At 63.7% G+C, this 18233-nt stretch carries 21 protein-coding genes and 1 riboswitch; of the genes, 9 read left to right on the top strand and 12 right to left on the bottom strand.

Translation table 11 applies throughout. The annotated features are described in order from the left end of the window. Nucleotides 1–60: 60 nt before the first annotated feature. Nucleotides 61–260, bottom strand: a riboswitch (cobalamin riboswitch). A gap of 135 nt (nucleotides 261–395) precedes the next feature. The 3 genes from JQ624_RS17365 to JQ624_RS17375 are packed head-to-tail and all read left to right on the top strand — an operon-like array spanning nucleotide 396 to nucleotide 3054. Next, nucleotides 396–1439 carry an iron ABC transporter permease gene (locus JQ624_RS17365; RefSeq protein WP_212420114.1) on the top strand — a complete coding sequence of 348 codons (1044 nt, stop codon included), beginning with the start codon at nucleotides 396–398 and terminating at the stop codon, nucleotides 1437–1439. Continuing rightward, on the top strand, nucleotides 1436–2218 hold the full coding sequence (locus JQ624_RS17370; protein WP_212420115.1) for an ABC transporter ATP-binding protein: 783 nt from the start codon (nucleotides 1436–1438) through the stop codon (nucleotides 2216–2218). The genes JQ624_RS17365 and JQ624_RS17370 overlap by 4 nt, the downstream gene beginning before the upstream one ends. After that, nucleotides 2218–3054, top strand: coding sequence for an ABC transporter substrate-binding protein (locus JQ624_RS17375; RefSeq protein WP_212420116.1), 837 nt, complete (start codon nucleotides 2218–2220; stop codon nucleotides 3052–3054). Before JQ624_RS17370 ends, JQ624_RS17375 begins: the two co-directional genes overlap by 1 nt. Nucleotides 3055–3207: 153 nt before the next feature. On the opposite strand, the gene JQ624_RS17380 is transcribed toward JQ624_RS17375, so the two are convergent. From JQ624_RS17380 to soxC, 10 genes are all read right to left on the bottom strand, one after another. Continuing rightward, nucleotides 3208–4248 carry an MBL fold metallo-hydrolase gene (locus tag JQ624_RS17380; RefSeq protein ID WP_212420117.1) on the bottom strand — a complete coding sequence of 347 codons (1041 nt, stop codon included), beginning with the start codon at nucleotides 4246–4248 and terminating at the stop codon, nucleotides 3208–3210. A 175-nt stretch (nucleotides 4249–4423) separates the two neighbouring features. After that, nucleotides 4424–4885 carry a hypothetical protein gene (locus JQ624_RS17385; protein WP_409334340.1) on the bottom strand — a complete coding sequence of 154 codons (462 nt, stop codon included), beginning with the start codon at nucleotides 4883–4885 and terminating at the stop codon, nucleotides 4424–4426. After that, complete coding sequence (gene soxB / locus JQ624_RS17390) at nucleotides 4882–6636, bottom strand: thiosulfohydrolase SoxB (protein WP_212420118.1); 1755 nt, start codon at nucleotides 6634–6636, stop codon at nucleotides 4882–4884. Before soxB ends, JQ624_RS17385 begins: the two co-directional genes overlap by 4 nt. Nucleotides 6637–6718: 82 nt before the next feature. Then, the gene (locus JQ624_RS17395) at nucleotides 6719–7024 is read right to left on the bottom strand and encodes a hypothetical protein (RefSeq protein WP_212420195.1); all 306 of its coding nucleotides are present in this window, start codon (nucleotides 7022–7024) and stop codon (nucleotides 6719–6721) included. Nucleotides 7025–7032: 8 nt separating this feature from the next. After that, complete coding sequence (gene soxA, locus JQ624_RS17400) at nucleotides 7033–7899, bottom strand: sulfur oxidation c-type cytochrome SoxA (RefSeq protein ID WP_212420119.1); 867 nt, start codon at nucleotides 7897–7899, stop codon at nucleotides 7033–7035. Further along, nucleotides 7896–8207, bottom strand: coding sequence for a thiosulfate oxidation carrier complex protein SoxZ (gene soxZ / locus JQ624_RS17405; RefSeq protein WP_212420120.1), 312 nt, complete (start codon nucleotides 8205–8207; stop codon nucleotides 7896–7898). Before soxZ ends, soxA begins: the two co-directional genes overlap by 4 nt. A gap of 21 nt (nucleotides 8208–8228) precedes the next feature. Next, nucleotides 8229–8717: a thiosulfate oxidation carrier protein SoxY gene (gene soxY, locus JQ624_RS17410; RefSeq protein ID WP_212420121.1), complete on the bottom strand. Its 489-nt coding sequence runs from the start codon at nucleotides 8715–8717 to the stop codon at nucleotides 8229–8231. A 32-nt stretch (nucleotides 8718–8749) separates the two neighbouring features. Then, entirely contained in the window at nucleotides 8750–9091 is a 342-nt protein-coding gene (gene soxX, locus JQ624_RS17415; RefSeq protein ID WP_212420196.1) for a sulfur oxidation c-type cytochrome SoxX, read from the bottom strand. Between the two features lie 62 nt (nucleotides 9092–9153). Beyond that, on the bottom strand, nucleotides 9154–9825 hold the full coding sequence (locus tag JQ624_RS17420; protein WP_212420122.1) for a c-type cytochrome: 672 nt from the start codon (nucleotides 9823–9825) through the stop codon (nucleotides 9154–9156). Then, nucleotides 9809–11053: a sulfite dehydrogenase gene (soxC, locus tag JQ624_RS17425; RefSeq protein ID WP_409334344.1), complete on the bottom strand. Its 1245-nt coding sequence runs from the start codon at nucleotides 11051–11053 to the stop codon at nucleotides 9809–9811. Before soxC ends, JQ624_RS17420 begins: the two co-directional genes overlap by 17 nt. A 218-nt stretch (nucleotides 11054–11271) precedes the next feature. On the opposite strand from soxC, the gene JQ624_RS17430 reads away from it, so the two are divergent. The 5 genes from JQ624_RS17430 to JQ624_RS17450 all read left to right on the top strand — a co-directional run bounded on the left by JQ624_RS17430 (nucleotide 11272) and on the right by JQ624_RS17450 (nucleotide 15509). Then, nucleotides 11272–11643 (top strand): helix-turn-helix transcriptional regulator, encoded by a 372-nt coding sequence (locus JQ624_RS17430; RefSeq protein ID WP_212420124.1) that lies wholly within the window; start codon nucleotides 11272–11274, stop codon nucleotides 11641–11643. A 45-nt stretch (nucleotides 11644–11688) separates the two neighbouring features. Continuing rightward, complete coding sequence (locus JQ624_RS17435; protein WP_212420125.1) at nucleotides 11689–12408, top strand: DUF938 domain-containing protein; 720 nt, start codon at nucleotides 11689–11691, stop codon at nucleotides 12406–12408. A gap of 106 nt (nucleotides 12409–12514) precedes the next feature. After that, nucleotides 12515–13759 (top strand): MFS transporter, encoded by a 1245-nt coding sequence (locus JQ624_RS17440; protein ID WP_212420126.1) that lies wholly within the window; start codon nucleotides 12515–12517, stop codon nucleotides 13757–13759. Between the two features lie 26 nt (nucleotides 13760–13785). Further along, nucleotides 13786–14148 carry a nuclear transport factor 2 family protein gene (locus JQ624_RS17445; RefSeq protein WP_212420127.1) on the top strand — a complete coding sequence of 121 codons (363 nt, stop codon included), beginning with the start codon at nucleotides 13786–13788 and terminating at the stop codon, nucleotides 14146–14148. Nucleotides 14149–14267: 119 nt separating this feature from the next. Next, nucleotides 14268–15509: an MFS transporter gene (locus JQ624_RS17450; protein WP_212420128.1), complete on the top strand. Its 1242-nt coding sequence runs from the start codon at nucleotides 14268–14270 to the stop codon at nucleotides 15507–15509. 4 nt (nucleotides 15510–15513) lie between these two features. Here the strand turns inward: JQ624_RS17450 and JQ624_RS17455 are convergent, their stop codons facing one another. Together JQ624_RS17455 and JQ624_RS17460 are read right to left on the bottom strand one after the other, a co-directional pair. After that, the gene (locus tag JQ624_RS17455) at nucleotides 15514–16008 is read right to left on the bottom strand and encodes a VOC family protein (protein WP_212420129.1); all 495 of its coding nucleotides are present in this window, start codon (nucleotides 16006–16008) and stop codon (nucleotides 15514–15516) included. Between the two features lie 254 nt (nucleotides 16009–16262). After that, nucleotides 16263–16808: a carboxymuconolactone decarboxylase family protein gene (locus JQ624_RS17460; protein WP_212420130.1), complete on the bottom strand. Its 546-nt coding sequence runs from the start codon at nucleotides 16806–16808 to the stop codon at nucleotides 16263–16265. Between the two features lie 160 nt (nucleotides 16809–16968). Here JQ624_RS17460 and JQ624_RS17465 point away from each other — a divergent pair, with 160 nt between their 5' ends. Further along, nucleotides 16969–18153: an acyl-CoA dehydrogenase family protein gene (locus JQ624_RS17465; RefSeq protein ID WP_212420131.1), complete on the top strand. Its 1185-nt coding sequence runs from the start codon at nucleotides 16969–16971 to the stop codon at nucleotides 18151–18153. Nucleotides 18154–18233 lie beyond the last annotated feature (80 nt).

Genomic DNA, 18233 nt, shown 5'->3' on the forward strand with positions numbered 1-18233 from the left:
ACCATGGGCTAGCGCAGCTTAGGTGAAGCTAATGTCTGTACTCCCCGACCGACATCTTCGCGTGTGACCACGGCTGACGGCAGGTCTCCTGGCTCGCGGGTCGTCACCCTTCGTCGCCTTCCCAGGACCGAGATTCCCAGTGGCCTATGACGAAGGACTCGCCGCTTACAGTTGCGGGGGCAGCCGCGGAATTGGGGATTTTCCCCGCACCGCATTCCCTTTTGATCCCCAAAGCGTGAACCGTCGGGAACTATGGTAGAAGTTTGTCAAAGTCCGAGTCAATCCGCCTCGGGCGCGCTCGCGATCCTCACTGGACGAGTGCGCTATTTTTGCCGCATGAGCACTCTTGCCTGAGCTCCTGTACCGGGGCGGGTAAAACTGCTTTAGGACGATCGATGAGTGTTGAGGCCGCAACCCTGACCAACGAGGATACCGCGCGCCGGCGGATCGGCGCGACCGCGGCGCTTGCCGCGCTCGTTGGGCTGCTGGTGCTGATCTCGCTCGGCATCGGTCCGGTGCGGCTGTCGCCGCTTGCGGTGGCGGAAGCGCTGTTCGGCGGCGGCAGCGAGGTGTCGCAGGTGATCGTGCGGGAAATCCGCCTGCCGCGAACGCTGCTGGCGCTGGCAATCGGCGCCATTCTCGGACTATCAGGCGCATCGCTGCAGGGCCTGTTGCGCAATCCGCTGGCCTCGCCCTCGCTGTTCGGCGCGCCGCAATCGGCCGCCTTCGGCGCGGTGCTGGTGATTGCGCTGGGGCTGGCCGACGTGCGCTCCTACGCACTGCCGGTCGCGGCGATCGTCGCGGCGTTCGCGTCCGTTTTCGTGCTGCTCTCGATCGCCGGCCGCAATGCCGGGCTGCTGATCCTCATCCTGTCGGGGCTGGCGATATCGAGCTTTGCAGGGGCTGCCACCGCGCTGGTGATGAACCTCTCCAGCAATCCCTTCGTGGTGCTGGAGATCGCGTTCTGGCTACTGGGCTCGCTGGAGGACCGCAGCTTCCAGCACGTTATGCTCGCGCTGCCGTTCATCATCGCCGGCGGGATCATGCTGTTCAGCCAGCGCCATGCCTTTCGCGCGCTGAGTCTGGGCGAGGAAACCGCGCAAAGCCTCGGCGTCGATGTGGGGCGTTTGCGGCTGTTCGTGATTTCGGGCGTGGCGCTCGGCGTTGGCGGCGCGGTCGCCGTCACCGGCACCATCGGTTTCATCGGGCTCGTTGCGCCGCATCTGATGCGGCCGTTGATCGGGCATGATCCGGGGCGGCTATTGGTGCCGAGCGCGCTCGCAGGTTCGGCGCTTTTGCTGGCAGCTGACATCGCGGTGCGCATCATCCCCTCGACATCGGACATCAAGGTCGGCGTGCTGACCTCGATCATCGGCGTGCCGTTCTTCCTCTATCTGATCATGCGCGAACGCCGCGCCCTCGGCGGAGGCGTCGCATGAGCGAGACAGCGCTGCTGACCGCAAGGGGACTCGGCGTGCGGCTTGCCGGCCGCGTCGTGCTGAAAGACGTCTCGCTGGCGCTGGAAGCGGGTCATCTGGTGGCGCTGGTCGGGCCGAATGGCGCCGGCAAGACCACGCTGTTGCGGGCGCTGGCGGGATTGATCCCGTCCGAGGGCGAGATCGAGATCGGCGGCCAAACGTTGTCGTCGCTGCCGCTGCGCAAAAGGGCAAAACGCTTCGGCTATCTGCCGCAGGGGCATGTGGTGCACTGGCCGCTGCCGGCGCGCGATATCGTGGCGCTCGGCCGCTATCCGCATGGCGCCACCGATCCGGCGCGCCTGTCGCCCAGGGATGCGGAGGCGGTGCTGCGCGCGATGCAGGCGGTCGACGTCATGGAGTTCAGCGACCGCCGCGTCACCGAATTGTCCGGCGGCGAGCGCAGTCGCGTCGCGCTGGCCCGCGCGCTGGCGGTGGAGGCGCCGGTTATCCTGGCCGACGAGCCGACCGCCTCGCTCGATCCGCGGCACCAGATCGACGTCATGAAGAATTTGCGCGCGACCGCCGACAAGGGCGTGCTCGTCATTGTCGTGACGCACGATCTCGGACTCGCGGCGCGGTTTGCCGACCATGTGCTGGTGCTGCGCGAAGGCCGCCTGGTGTCGCAGGGCGCGCCGGCAGAGGCGCTGTCCGAGCAGGTGATGGCTGACGTGTTCAGGATTTCGGCCTATCGCGCGGAATTCCAGCGCGAGACCGTCATCGTGCCGTGGGCGGACATTTGATGCGACGGCGGCTGGCATTTCTGGTCGCGACGATGGCGCTTGCGTTGCCCGGCAGCCTCGCGTCATCAGCCAATCTGCCGCGTCTGGTGTCGATGAATGTCTGCACCGACCAGTTGCTGCTGACGCTGGCCGACCCCGAACAGATTCTGGGATTGAGCCGGTTTTCGCGGGACGGCTGGCAATCGCAGGCGGGCGACATCAGCCGCTATCCGGTTTTATCAGGAGGCGCCGAGGACGTGCTGCTGATCCGGCCCGACATCGTCGTCGCCAGCGCGTTCGACAAGCGCTCGACGCGGGAGTTGTTGAAGGCCAAGGGACTTCGTCTTGCTGAACTCGCGGTACCGCGAACCCTCGATGAAGCGCGGCAGCAGATCCGCGAGGCCGGTGACATCACCGGACACCCCGACCGCGCGGCTTTGGAAATAGCGCGGCTCGATGCGGCGCTGGCGCGCGCCCGCCGCGCAGTCTCCGAGCGGCATTATCGCGTGCTGCCGTTGTCGCGGCGCGGCTGGGTGGCGGGCAGCGACAGCTTTGTCGGTTCGCTGCTCCGCGAAACCGGGCTGCGCAGCGCGGCCGGCGATCTCGGCTTCGCCTTCGGCGGCTTTGCCTCGCTGGAGGCGATCGTGAACTTGCGGCCGGACTTCATCGTGGTTTCGCAGGCCGGCCACATGGCGAGGGATGATGGTCAGGCGTTCCTGCTGCATCCGGCGCTGGAGCGCTTCTATCCACCGGAAAAGCGCATCGTGATTCCGGAGCGCATGACCGAGTGCGGTGGCGTGATGCTGGCGGATGCGCTCGACGCGCTGGCGGCGGAGGTGAAGCGGGTGGGGCGGTAGGGTTCGGATACAAGTATCTCGTCGTCCCTGCGAACGCAGGGACCCATAACCACAGGACGTTATAATTTAAGCAAGGCGTTGGCCACTGCCTTGAATCGCAGGGCCGCGGCGTATGGGTCCCTGCGTTCGCAGGGACGACGCGCCCCATAAGGACTACCCGTGGACCACCGGGCCGCCGACCTTCTTCCACGCGTCGATACCGCCTTCGATATGCGCGGTGTTGGCCAACCCCGCATTCTTCGCCGCGGCCACTGCCATCGCCGAGCGTTCGCCGAAGGCGCAGAAGAACACCACGCGGCGGCCGGTGGCGGCGGCGACTTCGCGCAGCATGCCGCCGGGCTTGAGGCTCTCGGCGATGCCGGGGTAGGGCGCATGCAGCGCGCCCGAGATCGTGCCGTGCTTGGCGCGCTCGCTGGCCTCGCGCAGATCGACCAGCAGGATATCGGGCCGGCCGAGACTGTTGATGGCGTCGCGGGCAGAGAGCGCGAGCCCCTGCCTGGCAAGCTCCTCCTGATGCAGGCCGACATGCATGTTGGCGGGCACCGCCACGTCCATCATCTTCGGGTTCGGCAGCTTCAGATTGGCCATCAGCTCGATATATTCGTCGACCGAACGCACCTGCAGCCGCGGATTGTAGCGCCGCTCCTCGCCAATGGTGGAAACGGTATCGCCCTTGTAGTCGTGGGCGGGGAATACCATGGTTTCGTCAGGCAGTTTCAGGAGCCGGTTGAAGATCGATTCATATTGTGCCCGCGAAGAGCCGTTCTGAAAATCAGTGCGGCCGGTGCCACGGATCAACAGTGTGTCGCCCGTGAAGACGCGATCGCCCATCAAATAGCTGTAGGAATCGTCGGTGTGGCCGGGCGTGTACATGACGTCGAGGCTTAAGCCCTCGATCATCACCTTGTCGCCGTCGGAAACCCGCATCGACACCACGTCGGCCTTGCTCTGCTCGCCCATGATGGTGATGCACTGGGTGCGGTCGCGCAGTTCGCCCAGCCCCGTGACGTGGTCGGCATGCAGATGGGTGTCGATCGCCTTCACCAGCCGCAAATCCAGTTCGCGCAGGAGCTGGCAATACCGTTCCGCCTTCTCCAGCACGGGATCGAGGATCAGGGCCTCGCCACCGGCGCGGCTCGCCAGCAGGTAGCTGTAGGTGCCCGAAACGCTGTCGAAAAGCTGACGAAAGATCATGGCTGACACGTCCGCGTTAATTCAGATCGCCCGGTTGAATGAAGGTCTATCCCCGTCATTGCCTGCGACAAACGCGAAGCGTTTGCGCAAGGGAGCGTTAGCGACGAAGCAATCCATCTATCCCCACGCGGAAAGGTGGATTGCTTCGCTCCGCTCGCAATGACGGTGGAAACGGTCACGGTCTCACCAGCGTATACCCATTCTCCGTCAGAAACAGAATCTGCGCCACGCCGACCTGCACCGGCGTTGCCGCTGATATGAACTCCGGCCGCTTGCCGCTCTCGCGTTCGAGCGTGTCAACGGTATTGAGACAGAGGTCGAAACGCGCGCCCTGCGCCACCAGGCTCTCGACCATCTTGCGGTTGGGATTTTCCGGGCGCAGCAGATCGACGCCTGGACCGAACGCCACGACCTCGATCGCGACCTTGTCGGGATCGTAATGCTTCATCAGGTTGCTGGCGACGCTGAGCACGAGGCCCTGTTTGCGCGGATCGTTGTCGGAGAGCTGCAGCACGATCTTGTGCTCGGCAAACGGCTTGTCCTGCAGCGGCGCCTGCTGGGCGCGGGCATCGGGCGCGGCGGCTGCGATCAGAAGCGCCGCGGCCATGGTGCGAATGATGGTCGAAAAACCGCTCATCCCTGTCCCGCAATGCCCGGATTGTCCTCAACGCCTTTCAGTGTGACGCCCGGCAGCGACCGGTTGGGCGGCTTGCCGGACTTCAGATGCCTGGCGACCACATCCCAGATCGGCGCGCCGGTCTGCTCGTTGACGGAGGCCCAGCCTGCCACCTTGTAGCGCTTGCCGGCTTGCAGCGCGTGGCCGTTATCGAGCTTGAGTTCGGAAATCCGCTTGCCCACGGTCTCGTTCGGACTGCAGGTGTAGGCGAGGCCGCCGACGCGGACCATGTCGCCGCCCTGCTGGTAATAGGGATCGGTGTTGAAGAGATTGTCGCAGATGTCTTCCAGCACGTCCTTGATCTGGCCGCCGGTCATGGTCTGGACGTAGGTTTCCGGATAGGTGACAGCGGTCTGCGCCAGCACGTCCTCCATCGTCAGCGGCTGGCCTGCCAGCGCGGTGGTGCCCCAGCGGAAGCCCGGCGACAGCGCGATCTCGGCGTTCAGTTCGCCGCGCAGCGCATCGCAGATCAGTTGATCCATCGTGCCGCTAAAATTGCCGCGGCGATAGAGCAGGCGGTCAGCGGAAGCGATCTTCTCGTTCAGCGCGGCCGCGTGCGGCTCGCGGATCTTGTCGATCAGCGCCTGCATCGCCGTATCGGGCTTCAGCAACTCCGAGAACACCGGCAGCAGCCGGTAGCGCACATTCGCAACTTTGCCCTTGCCGATGTCGAGATCGAGCACCGCCAGAAACTTGCCGTTCGAACCGGCATTGGTGACGAGCGTGACGCCGCCCGGATTGGTCACGGCAATCGGCTGCGGCACGGCGTCGTGGGTGTGGCCGCCGAGAATGACGTCGATGCCGGTGACGCGGCTGGCGAGCTTGAGGTCGACATCCATGCCGTTATGCGAGAGCAGGATGACGGCATCGACCTTGTCGGTGTTGCGATGGACATCGACGAGCTTCTGCAGTTCCTCGTCGCGGATGCCGAATTTCCAGTCCGGCGTGAAACGCTTCGGGTGCGCGATCGGCACATAGGGAAACGCCTGCCCGATCACGGCGATCCGATGCCCGCCGATCTCCTTGATGATGGACGGCTTGAACACGCGCCCTGATGCCGGATCGAACGCCTTGGCGTCGTTGAACGCGGCTTCCTCGGTGAGAAAGACGTTCTGCGCCAGGAATTCGCCCTTGAAGCGTTCGAGGTTGACGCGCAGCGCCTTCTCGCCATAGGTGAATTCCCAATGGCCGGTCATCGCTTCGATGCCGAGCAGATTGGCGGCGTCGACCATGTCGGCGCCCTGCAGCGTATTGGCGAGGCCGGTGCCCTGCCAGAGATCGCCGCCATCGAGCAGCAGCGCGCGTCCGGCGCCGGCCTCGCTGCGCATCCGGTCGACCAGCGTCTTCAGATGCGCGAAACCGCCGAGCTTGCCGAATCGGCCGGCAGCTTTCTCGAACTCGATGCAGGTGAAGGCATAGGCGTCGGCACTGTCGGGGCGGATGCCGAAGCGCTCGAGGAAAGCGCGCCCGACCAGATGCGGCGGGTTGCCCCGCATCGGTCCGACGCCGAGATTGACGCTCGGCTCGCGAAAAAACACCGGCCTGAGCTGCGCATGGGTATCGGTGATGTGCAGGATGCGGGCATTGCCAAAGCGCTCGAGATCGTAGACGCCGGCATTATTATCGGCGGCCTGCGCGCGGAGCCGTGGCAGGCTGCCGGACAGGGTGGCGGCGCCCGCTAGCGTCAGGAAATCTCGGCGGCGGATGGTCATGCGGGTCTCCGCGCGTCGTAAGGCTCTTAATTGTTTAGCATGATCTTGGCGGAAAACCGGTTTCCACCTTCCGGATCATGCTCTAGCGAATTTCCATATCCTTCCAGCGGGTCTTCTCGCTGGTGGCCTGGAAGATCGAAGCCTTGGCCAGGGCCTCGGCCTCCTTGGCCGCTGCGGTGGCCTTGTCGAAATCGCCGGCATCGGCCGCCTTCTTCGCCGCGGCAAGCGTGTTCGCCGTGGTGGTCCATTGATTGCGAAGCTTGCCGGCTTCCTTGTTGGCGGCTTCAGCCGCGGCGTACGCCGCCTTGAAGTCGTCCTCGGAGCCTGCGGCGAGCGCGGACACAGCGCCCGCGGCAAGCAGCGCCAGAACCAATGCGGATTTGTGCATCCCGTTCCTCATGGCCGCGCTCCCGGACCCGAAATCGGCAGCCCGTTGCTGACATAGGACAGGTAGTATTCGACGTTGCGATACTCATCGTCCTGCGGGTTCAGCGGCACGCCGCGGATCTGGCTGTTGCAGGTGGTGAAGCGCCGGCTGGTCGTGCCCATGCCGCTCCACTCCGAGCGGTAGATCGGCATCGCATTGACGATGCCGAGCGCGGGCGCCAGGATTTCGGCGCGGATGCGCTCACCCGGGCTCTGCACATGGCAGGCGGCGCAGGAGAAATTGAGCTGGCCGCGCCGCGTGTAGAAATATTCCTTGCCGTTCTCGTAGGCCGCAAGCGCGCGGGGATCGTCCGGGATCTTGATATCCATCGGCTTGCCGCGCGAGGTGAAGGCCATATAGGCGGTCAGCGCCGCCATTTCGTCCTTCACGTAGGAATACGGCGCTTCGCCATTGGCTTCGCGGCAGCGGTTCAAAGCCAGCTCGAGCGTGATGACCTTGCCTTCCTTCTCGTCGAAGTAAGGGTAGTTCTGGCGAACGCCGATGCCGCCATTCGGGAAGCAGTCGGCATAGGTCTTGCCGTTCTTGAACGGCTTGGAGAACATCTCCTTGCCCATTTCGAGCGAGAACTCGTAAGGCGGGAATTGCTCCTTCTCCTGCCACTGCCGGTGCAGATCCTCATTCATCGAATAGGGGCCGTTGACGAAATCTTCCAGCTTCACCTTCGGAAATTTGTCGGTGAAGAATTTCTTGAACGCCTTGGCGTCGGCGACGGGATCGACCTTGTCGGCGGCGCCCGAGGGCAGCGTGCTCGCAAGCGTCAGCATCCCGAATGCAAGGGCTGCGGAAGCCAGATAGATCGCGTATCGCAGCTTCATTGGATCTTCGCCGTGGTGGTGTCGGTCGCGCCCTTGTTGTCGATCCAGCTGATCTTCAACTCGTCACCCTTCTTGGCGCCCTTGAACGCAAACTTGACGTAGGGGTCCTTGGAAACGCCGCCGCCCCAGTCGGCTGCGAAGACATTCTTGCCGTCATGTTCGAACGTCAGTTGCTGTATGAAATGCGGCGGAATGATCTCGCCCTTGGCATTCTTGACGAAGCCGGAATCCATCGGATGCTGGATCAGCGCCTGCACCTCCGTGATCTCGCCGTTCGATGAAGCGCGCACGCGAATAGTGGATGCCATCTGAATATTCTCCCGGTGCCGTTAGCCGCCGCAGCCGCCGACGGTAACTTTGACTTCCTTGGTGGCGCTGTAGAGTTTGCCGCCGGCTTCCACCAGCACCGTTACATTGCTGGTCTTGGCCATCTTGATTCGGTTGGCGACGCTCGGCATCGTGTCTGTCGGGATACTGTATTTTGCGATCAGCACATTCGGATTTTCGCTGACGAGGAACGCGATCGAAGTCACGTCGGCAAGGGTCGTAGAGACCGAGATCGGCACCACGGCGCCGTTCTCGGCGATTTCAGGCGCGTCCAATTTCACCTTGTCCGAGGGCTCTGCGGTCTTGCCGTAGAGAGACTTGATGACGTCGGCATCGCTCTTCTGTTTGAACGCCTCCTCAGGATATTTGTCGTTGGCCGCGGCGAGCGCCGGTGTCAGGCCAAAGGGAAGGTTGCCGAGGCCGACAAGCGCGACTGCGCCTGCACCTTGCAGGATCAGCCGCCGCGTGGCCGAAAATCCGACGTCAGTCATGTCCATCGTCTCCTAAAGCGTGCGCGCTTGCGTCACAGCGTTTGCAGGAAATCCACCACCGCGTTGATTTCCTTTTCGGTCAGGATCCGGTTGCGTCCGAACGGAGGCATTACGGTTAGTGGATTGCGCTGGGTTTCGTCGTTGAGAATGGCGACGAGATCCTCGCGTTTGGGATATTTGCTCTTGATGTCCCTCAACTCGGGCCCGATCGAGCCGGGCAGGGTGCCGCCCTTGATGACATGGCAGGTCAGGCAATTGCCCTTGCCGCGGTCGAAAGCGAGGTTGCGGCCTTCGTCCACCGCGGACTGCGCCTGCGCGGGGGCAGTGGAAGCGAAAGCGCCGATCACCAGCGCCAGCGTGAACGCCGGCAGCATCAACGTCCGGAGCCTTGCGGATTTCATCAGGGAATGATCGGTCACAGGCGTTTCCGTAGTTTCTATTTCGGTTGCATCGTGTCGAGCGGTCCGGTGGTGCGTGGCGTCAGGTTCCGCCCCTCCGCCGTCGACGATATGCTGACATCGGCGGCGTTGACGCAATCGTTCATGCAGGGCTTGGCCATCGTATCGGGGCGCGGGTCGGTCCAGATGAAATTGTCGCGATTGCGCATTTTGACTTTCGGCAAGCTGTTGCGATCAGCAACGAATTCCTGGGGAACGAGGTCGTTCAGGTTCAGAATATAGGCGGTCAAAGCATAAACGTCATCCGCTGACAATGTGTGCGGCGCGGGCATCGGCATGGCGCGGTTAATATAGTCCCATAGGGTCGGGGCAAACGGCCAGTAGCTGCCCACCGTCGGCTCCGGACGCTCGTCCCGGAGCGATCCGACGCCGCCCACCAGCTTGGGGAAGCGGCCTTCGCCCTCGCCGAAGGTTCCATGACAGGCGGCGCATTGCTCGGCATAGACGTCGGCGCCCCGGTCGACCGTGCCTTTGCCCGGCGGCAGGCCTGCTCCGTCCTCGCCGCGCACGTCGATGTCCCATCCGGCGATCTGCGCCGGCGTCGCCACGCGGCCGTAACCGAACGAGCCGGGCTCTGCTGCGCCTGCGAGGCTTCCGCCGGCAAGCACGATGGCCACGATCGGCAGGTAGATCTTACGCGAGCTGTACATTGAAGACGCTTCCGTCGGGCTTGACCTGCCAGGTCTGGATCGAATTGTTGTGATAGACCGAGTTCGAGCCGCGTTGCTTCCGCAGCTCCACAATGGTTGGTTGCACGTAACCGGTCTCGTCGATGACGCGGGATGCGACCAGCGCCGGGCGACCGTCCCAGCGCCAGGGCAGTGAGAACCTGGTGAGCGCCTTCGACAGCACCGGCTCGTGCAGCCGCGCAGTCTGCCAGTTGATACCGCCGTCCATGGAGACGTCGACGCGCTTGACCTTGCCGTTGCCGGTCCAGGCCAGCCCCCTGATTTCATAGAGGCCGGGCCCATCGAGCGGCTTTTCCGGGCAGGGAAAGGTAATGACGGATTTGGCGTCGATCAGCCAGGTGAAGCCGCGCGAGGTACCGTCCGGCATCAGGTCGGTGTATTTCGAGGTTTCCTCGCGCGAATGCCATGGCTTGTCGCCGAGCTTGATCCGGCGCAGCCACTTGATATTGACGTTGCCTTCCCAGCCCGGCACCACCAGCCGCAGCGGATAGCCCTGTTCGGGGCGCAGCGCCTCGCCGTTCTGCGCGTAGACCACGAGGCAGTCGTCGAGACATTTGTCGAGCGGCAGGCTGCGGTTCATATGCGCGCCATCGGCGCCTTCGACCATCGCCCACTTCGCTTCCTTTTTGACGCCTACCTCCTCCAGCAGCGTCGACAGCCGGACCCCGGTCCATTCGGCGCAACTGACCATGCCGTGGCTGAATTGCAGCGAGTTCATCTGCGCGGCGCGCCAGTTCATGCCGCCATTGGCCGGGCACTCGATGAAATGGATGCGCGATATGGATGGGAAGCGCAGGATGTCCTTCATGGTGAGCAGCAGCGGGCGCTCGACCAGTCCGTGGATCATGAGTTTGTGCTGCGCCGGATCGACATCGGGTCGCCCCGCATGATGGCGCTCGAAGAACAGTCCGTTCGGCGTGATGATGCCGTGCAGGTCCTGCAACGGTGAAAAGCTCACCGAGGATTCCATACTGGCGGTGAGCCAGGGGACGTTGCGCCGGATGACGGAGGCTTCGGTATCCGCAGGCCGGCCGTAAGGCCGGTCGACTACGCCCGCGCCGATCGATTGCGACCAGGGGGCGTCCGCGGGAGGAGACCCCTGCGCGGGGTCGGCCAAGGCCGGTTTGCCGCCAATGGCAAGGCTGCCGGTCAGCGCCGCGCCGAGGGTGAGAAAGCTGCGTCGCCCCAAGGGCGCGTCCGGGCCGGCAAGATCGGAGAGAATAGCTTTGCTGCGTAACGGGTTATGCCGCACGTTTTCTTCCCCTGGCGGCCGCATCGCCGCATCATTTTTTGCTTTTTTGAACCGGTATCGATATTTGCTAATTTAGTCAATGCTAAAGAAAGGCCGGAACGCTAGTATGTCATGTGTGCTTCACAGGCACGGAAAACCATCCCGGATTTGACACTATGAGAGCAGCCGCAGCGATAGCCAAAGAAACACAATTTGCCGCCGGCGCCGACGCCGACGATGCGGCAGCGCTGAAGAAGTTGGCGAAGCAGGCCGGCGATGCCGCGCAACTTCTGAAAATGCTCGCCAACGAAAAGCGTTTGCTGATTCTCTGCTTTCTGGCCGCGCGCGGCGAGATGACGGTCGGGGAACTCGTCGGCATCGTCAAGCTGAGCCAGTCCGCTTTGTCACAGCACCTGGCGAAACTTCGCGCCGATGGCCTGGTCGAATTCCGGCGGACGTCGCAGACGCTGCACTACCGGGTTGCCGATCCGCGCGCCTTGCGCCTGCTGCAAGTGCTGAAAGAAATCTATTGCGGCGAACTGAAGTGACGCCTCCGGCGTTTCAGATCCACAACGATTTCAGGCGAGGCGGCAATGGCCGAATATGTGGTGGAATTCGGCAAGGATGGACGGCCGGTCGAACCCGACGGCCGGCTCGATGCGGCGGCATTCCACCGCAACCATGAGCCGATCTGGGCGGTGCTGCAGGCATTCCTCGCCGGCAAGTCCGGTGACGTGGTAGAGGCCGGCAGCGGCACCGGCCAGCATGTCGTGCATTTCGCAAGACACGCCCCCGGCATCATTTGGTGGCCGAGCGATCTCAACGAGCGGCACCTGAAGAGCATCGAGGCATGGCGCGCGCATGCCGCTCTGCCGAATATCCGTCCGCCGCTGCGGATCGATCTCACCGATCCCGCGTGGTGTCCGGCGATGCAGGACGGCAGCGGCCCGGCCGAATTGCTCGCGGTGTTTTGCGCCAATGTGATCCACATCGCGCCGTGGCGCGTCACTGAGGGCCTGTTCGCCGGCGCAGGCCGCTATCTGCGCAGCGACGGGCGCCTGTTTCTCTATGGCCCGTTCAAGCGCGACGGCAAGCACACCGCGATGAGCAACGCCGTGTTCGACACCAGCCTGCGCGAGCAGGACGCCGAATGGGGCGTGCGCGACATCGCCGATCTCGAGAAGCTCGCCGCTGGCGCGGGCCTCACATTGATCGAAACCGTGCCAATGCCCGCCAACAACATGATTCTGGTGTTCGGGCGATCGGACAAGGATTCGGACAAAGGCTCTCCCAAGGGTGACGCGGGCGCATAGCGAGCGCCCGTTTGCGCCGGTTGATCGCGTCCCCTCACGTCTTCATAGTGCCCCCGCAATGAATCGATGTGGCTCCCTGCCCGGGGCCTGCCGGGCGGGAAGGCCGATGCTGGATACGACTGCTACCCAAGAGATCGCCAACGACGCGCGTGCGCGCGCCAACGTGCTGCGGCTCGCCGCGGCGCAGGCGCTGACCGGCGCCAATTCGGCGGTGATTTTCGCCACCGGCTCGATCGTCGGCGCGATGCTGGCGCCGACCATCTCGCTCGCCACCGTGCCGCTCTCGATGTATGTGCTGGGGCTCGCCGCCGGCACGCTGCCGACCGGCGCGATCTCGCGTGCCTATGGCCGCCGCACCGCTTTCATCATCGGTACCTTCTGCGGCGTGCTGACCGGCGCGCTCGCCGCCATTGCCGTTCTGTACGCTTCGTTCTGGCTGTTCTGCGGCGCGACGTTCCTCGGCGGTCTCTACGGCGCGGTAGCGCAGTCCTATCGGTTTGCCGCCGCCGACGGCGCCAGCACGGCGTTCCGGCCGAAGGCCGTGTCGTGGGTGATGGCGGGCGGCGTGTTCGCCGGCGTGCTCGGTCCGCAGCTCGTGCAGTGGACGATGGATATCTGGCCGCCTTATTTGTTTGCTTTCAGCTTCGTGGTGCAGGCCTTCGTCGCGCTGGTGGCGATGGCGGTGCTGTGGGGTGTCGATGCGCCAAAGCCGGCGCCGTCGGACATGCATGGCGGCCGGCCGCTGTGGACGATCGCGCGGCAGCCGCGCTTCATTGCAGCCGCCCTGTGCGGGGTGATTGCGTACCCCATGATGAATCTCGTGATGACCTCGGCGCCGCTCGCGATGAAGATGTGCGGACTGACTGTCAGCGATTCCAATTTCGGCATTCAGTGGCACATCGTGGCGATGTACGGGCCGAGCTTCTTCACAGGCTCGCTGATCGCGCGCTTCGGCGCGCCAAGGATCGTTGCGCTCGGCCTGCTGCTGGAAGCCGCAGCGGCGGGAATCGGTCTTGCCGGCATCACCGCGATGCATTTCTGGGCGACGCTGATCGTGCTCGGGGTGGGGTGGAACTTCGCCTTTATCGGCGCCTCCGCGCTGGTGCTGGAAACACATCGGCCGCAGGAGCGCAACAAGGTGCAGGCCTTCAACGATTTCCTGGTGTTCGGGATGATGGCGCTGGGCTCGTTCTCGTCCGGCCAGCTGCTGGCCCATTACGGCTGGTCGATGGTAAACATGGTGGTGTTCCCGCCGGTGCTGCTCGGCCTTGCGATCCTGTCGTTTGCGTCTTTCGCAAGGCGCCGGGCCAAGCTGCAGGCGGTCAACGAGATTCCCGATCCGACTATCTGATCTTCAATTGGATTGCTGGAGGCCCCATGCCGTCGCGCGCCCGTCTCAATGAGTTCATTGCTGCCGTCGTCTCCGGCGATCATGCCGGGGCGATCGAGCGTTTCTACACCGAGGACGCCAGCATGCAGGAGAACGCGGCGGCGCCGCGGGTCGGCCGCGACGTCCTGGTCGCGCATGAGCGCGCGGTGCTGGAACGGGTCAAGAGCGTGACGTCGACTTGCGTGACGTCGGTTGTCGAAGGCGATCATGTCGCGATCAACTGGGTTTTCGAGTTTGTCTACAAGTCCGGCAAGACGGGGCGCTTCGACGAAGTCGCGCTGCAGGAATGGCGCGGCGACAAGGTTTTTCGCGAGCGGTTCTTCTATGATCCGTCGAAGCCGGCCGCCTAGTTGCCATCTGCTGACAGTTCGGCGTCCATCGAATTGATAGCCCTTGTAGCTTTGTGACCTGTTGCCGACATGTGCCGGGACAAGCTGGCCATGACGAGACAGCAACGAAGGGACATCGCTTGGACGCTCGCAACTACACCCCTCTGGACGAAACCTCGATCCGCTACGACGGCTGGCGCATCGTCGTCGTCTGTTTCCTGCTGGCGACGTTCGGCTGGGGGCTCGGCTTCTATGGCCAGAGCGTCTATGTCGCCGAGTTGCAGCGGCTGCACGGCTGGCCGGCGTCGCTGATCTCGTCCGGCACGACGTTCTTTTATCTGTTCGGCGCCGCGCTGGTCGCGTTCGTCAGCGAAGCCATCAAGGCGTTCGGCCCGCGCAATTGCCTGGTCGCGGGAACGTTGGCGATGGCGGCCGCCGCAATCTCGATCGGTCAGGTCAGGGAACCGTGGCAACTTTACCTGGCCAATGCCGTGCTCGCCTTCGGCTGGGCGGGGACCAGCCTCGGCATCATCACCAATACGCTGGGCCTCTGGTTCGACAAGAAGCGCGGCATGGCGATCAGCCTGGCGCTGAACGGCGCAAGCTTTGGCGGCATCGCCGGCGTGCCGCTGCTGATCATGGCGATCGGCTATTTCGGCTTTTCCGGTGCGATGACCGCCTCCGCCGTGGTGATGGTCGCGGTAATGGTTCCGGTGATCCTGCTGTCCGTCGGACGGCCGCCGGTCCTTGCAAGCGCGGGCGCAGTCGACGCTGCGGACGCGCCGTCGCAGACGCAAATTCGCGGGCGAGCGTTTCGCGATATCGGCTTCCTCTCGGTGTCAGCGGCGTTCGCGCTGGTGCTGTTCGCGCAGGTCGGCTTCATCGTGCACCTGATCTCGTTTCTGGATTCGGTGATCGGGCGGCAGCAGGCGGCGATTGCGGTGGCGCTGTTGACGGCGATGGCGGTGGTCGGCCGCGTGCTGTTTTCCTTCGTGATCGACCGGATGAACCAGCGACTGGCGTCGGCGCTGTCTTTTTTGAGCCAGGCGATCGCACTTCTGATCGTCATCAACGTGCATCATGATTACGCGCTGATCGCCGCCTGCGCGCTGTTTGGCTTTTCGGTCGGCAATCTGATCACGCTGCCGGCGCTGATCGTGCAGCGCGAATTCGACCCGCGTTCATTCGGCGTGCTGGTCAGCCTGATCACGGCGATCAACCAGATCACCTACGCGTTCGGCCCCGGCGTGGTCGGCCTGCTGCGCGATCTCTCGGGAAGCTACACGCTGCCGTTCTATGGCTGTATCGCGGTGGAGCTGACGGCGGCCTTGCTGGTCATGATCCGCGGGCGTGCGCGCCACACAAAGACCTCCTCACCATGAGGAATTAGGTTTCCCGCTGCCGCAGCAAATCCTCCAGATCCAGCCGTTTCGTGAACATCGCCAGCGATCCATCCGGCGCTCGCGGCCATTCTTCCTGCGGCCGGTCGCGGTAGAGCTCGACGCCGTTCTGGTCGGGATCGCGCAAATACAGCGCCTCGCTGACGCCGTGGTCGCTGGCGCCGTCCAGCTCGATGCCGGCCTCGATCACGCGATACAGCGCATCCGCCAGCGCCGGGCGCGTGGGATAGAGAATGGCGGTGTGAAACAGCCCGGTGGCATCAGGCGGCGGTGGATGGCCGCCTTTGCTTTCCCAGGTGTTGAGTCCGATGTGATGGTGATAGCCGCCCGCCGAAATGAACGCCGCACTGGCGCCCATCCGCTGCATCACCTCGAAGCCGAGCACGCCGCAATAGAACCCCAGCGCGCGCTCGAGATCGGCGACCTTGAGGTGAACATGCCCGATCCGGGTGCCTGATATGATGGGTGGGTTCTGGGGCATGTGCTTCTCCGCTTGCGGTTCTCAACCTCGCCCCGCTTGCGGGGCGAGGCGTAGGCCGCCTTCGACGGCCGTCCAATAAAGAACGCCGAAGCAGGGCTTCGGCTATACTTTACGCGAAGCGGAAAGTCCGGGTGAGGGGGTACAGTCTATCGTGAGGTCACGTTTCGCGGAGGGAGCCCCTCACCCCGACCCTCTAAGAGCGAGCTTCGCTCGTCTCGACCCCGCGTAAGTGCGGGGAGAGGGGAAGAGAGAACTCACGCAAGATCTGATATCTCACCGTCCGGCAGTCCGAACTCAAAGGTGTTCAGCGTCATCGACACCATCGTGTAGTAGCCGCACAGCCCGATCACTTCGACAATCCCGCGTTCGGTGAGCACCTTCACCGCCTCATCGTACAGCGGTTGCGAGACCCCTTTACCCTCATGCAGCGACTTGGCGAGGTCGTAGATCATCTGGCCTTTTGGGTCGTCAAACGTCGGCGTGCGGCGGTCGCGGATGTCTTCGATGATTTTGGGGTCCACGCCGCCCTTCAGCGCCAGCCGCTTGTGCGCGAACCATTCGTAATGCGAGGTCCAGTGCCGCGCGGTGACGAGGATTGCGATCTCGGAAAGCTTTGCGGGAAACATCGTGTTGAAACGAAGCTGCTCGCCGAGCCGCGTGGCATGCCGCGCCATGTCCGGGCTGTTGAGCCAGGCCATCATCGGCGCCGGCGGGGCGCCGCGCTTGCCTGATATCGCCTCGTCGTAGGTTTCTTTTTGTTCGGCGCTCATTTCGCCAGGCGAAAGCAATTTCAGCCGCATGCCCGTTTCCTCTTGTTTTTCAATCGTTACGGCTTTGCGCATACACCCGATTCCGCGTCATGACCACCACCGCAGCAGCATGGGCTGACGTCAGACATATATTGAATTCCGCAACGCGAGGGCTAAGGTCGCTCCCAACATCCCACATGGAAACGCCATCATGTCCGATCTGGAAATATTCCGCCGTGAAACCCGCGCCTGGCTGGAGGCGAATTGCCCGCCGGAGATGCGGCGTCCGATGACTTCGGAGAACGACACCTATTGGGGCGGCCGCAATGCCAAATTCTCGTCGGAGCCGCAGCGTGTCTGGTTCGAGCGGATGCGCGACAAGGGCTGGACCGTGCCGGACTGGCCCAAGGAATATGGCGGCGGAGGGCTCGATCGCGCCGAGCACAAGGTGCTGCGCGAGGAGATGTCGGCGATCGGCGCCCGCGCGCCGCTGTCGAGTTTCGGCATCTGGATGCTCGGGCCGGCGCTGTTGAAATACGGCAACGAGGCGCAGAAGAAGGAGCATCTGCCGAAAATCGCCGCAGGCCTGATCCGCTGGTGCCAGGGCTATTCCGAGCCGAACGCCGGATCGGACCTCGCCTCGCTGCAGACCCGCGCCGAGAGCGATGGCGACGATTACATCATCACCGGCCAGAAGATCTGGACGTCCTACGCGAACTACGCCGACTGGATCTTCTGCCTGGTGCGGACCGATTCGACGGCGAAGAAGCATGACGGCATCAGTTTTATCCTGTTCGATATGGCCTCGAAGGGCGTGTCGACCAAACCTATTCTCCTGATCTCGGGCTATTCGCCGTTCTGCGAAACCTTCTTCGATAATGTGCGCGTGCCGAAGTCGCATGTGGTGGGTACCGTCAACCGCGGCTGGGATGTGGCGAAATATCTGTTGCAGCACGAGCGGGCGATGATCTCGGGCACTGGAGAGCGCGGTATCGGCCGTCCGCTCGGGCAGGTCGCCGCCGACTCCGTCGGAAGTGATGATTCCGGTCGGCTCGACGATGCCATGCTGCGCAGCCAGATCGCCGCGTTCGACATCGACGAGGCGGCGTTTGCAGCCGTGGCCGAACGCGCCGTCGATCTGGCGAAAGCCGGGCAGTCGCATCCGGCGTTTTCCTCGGCGATGAAATATTACGGCACCGAGCTCAACAAGCGCCGCCACGAAATCCTGATGTCGGCGGGCGGCATCGATGCGCTGGAATGGGAAAGCGGGCGCTCCAGAGGCGGCGCCCGCCCGCGCGCCTGGCTGCGCACCAAGGCCAACTCGATCGAAGGCGGCACCTCCGAGGTGATGCTCGGCATCGTCGCCAAGCGCATCCTCGATCTGCCGGGGGCGTGAGCCTCCAGCCGTTCTCTCACGTCGTCCCTGCGAAAGCAGGGACCCATAACCACCGCTGTCTGAGCATTGTGACGCTAGCA

The organism is Bradyrhizobium sp. AUGA SZCCT0283, from assembly GCF_018130385.1.
GTDB lineage: Bacteria > Pseudomonadota > Alphaproteobacteria > Rhizobiales > Xanthobacteraceae > Bradyrhizobium.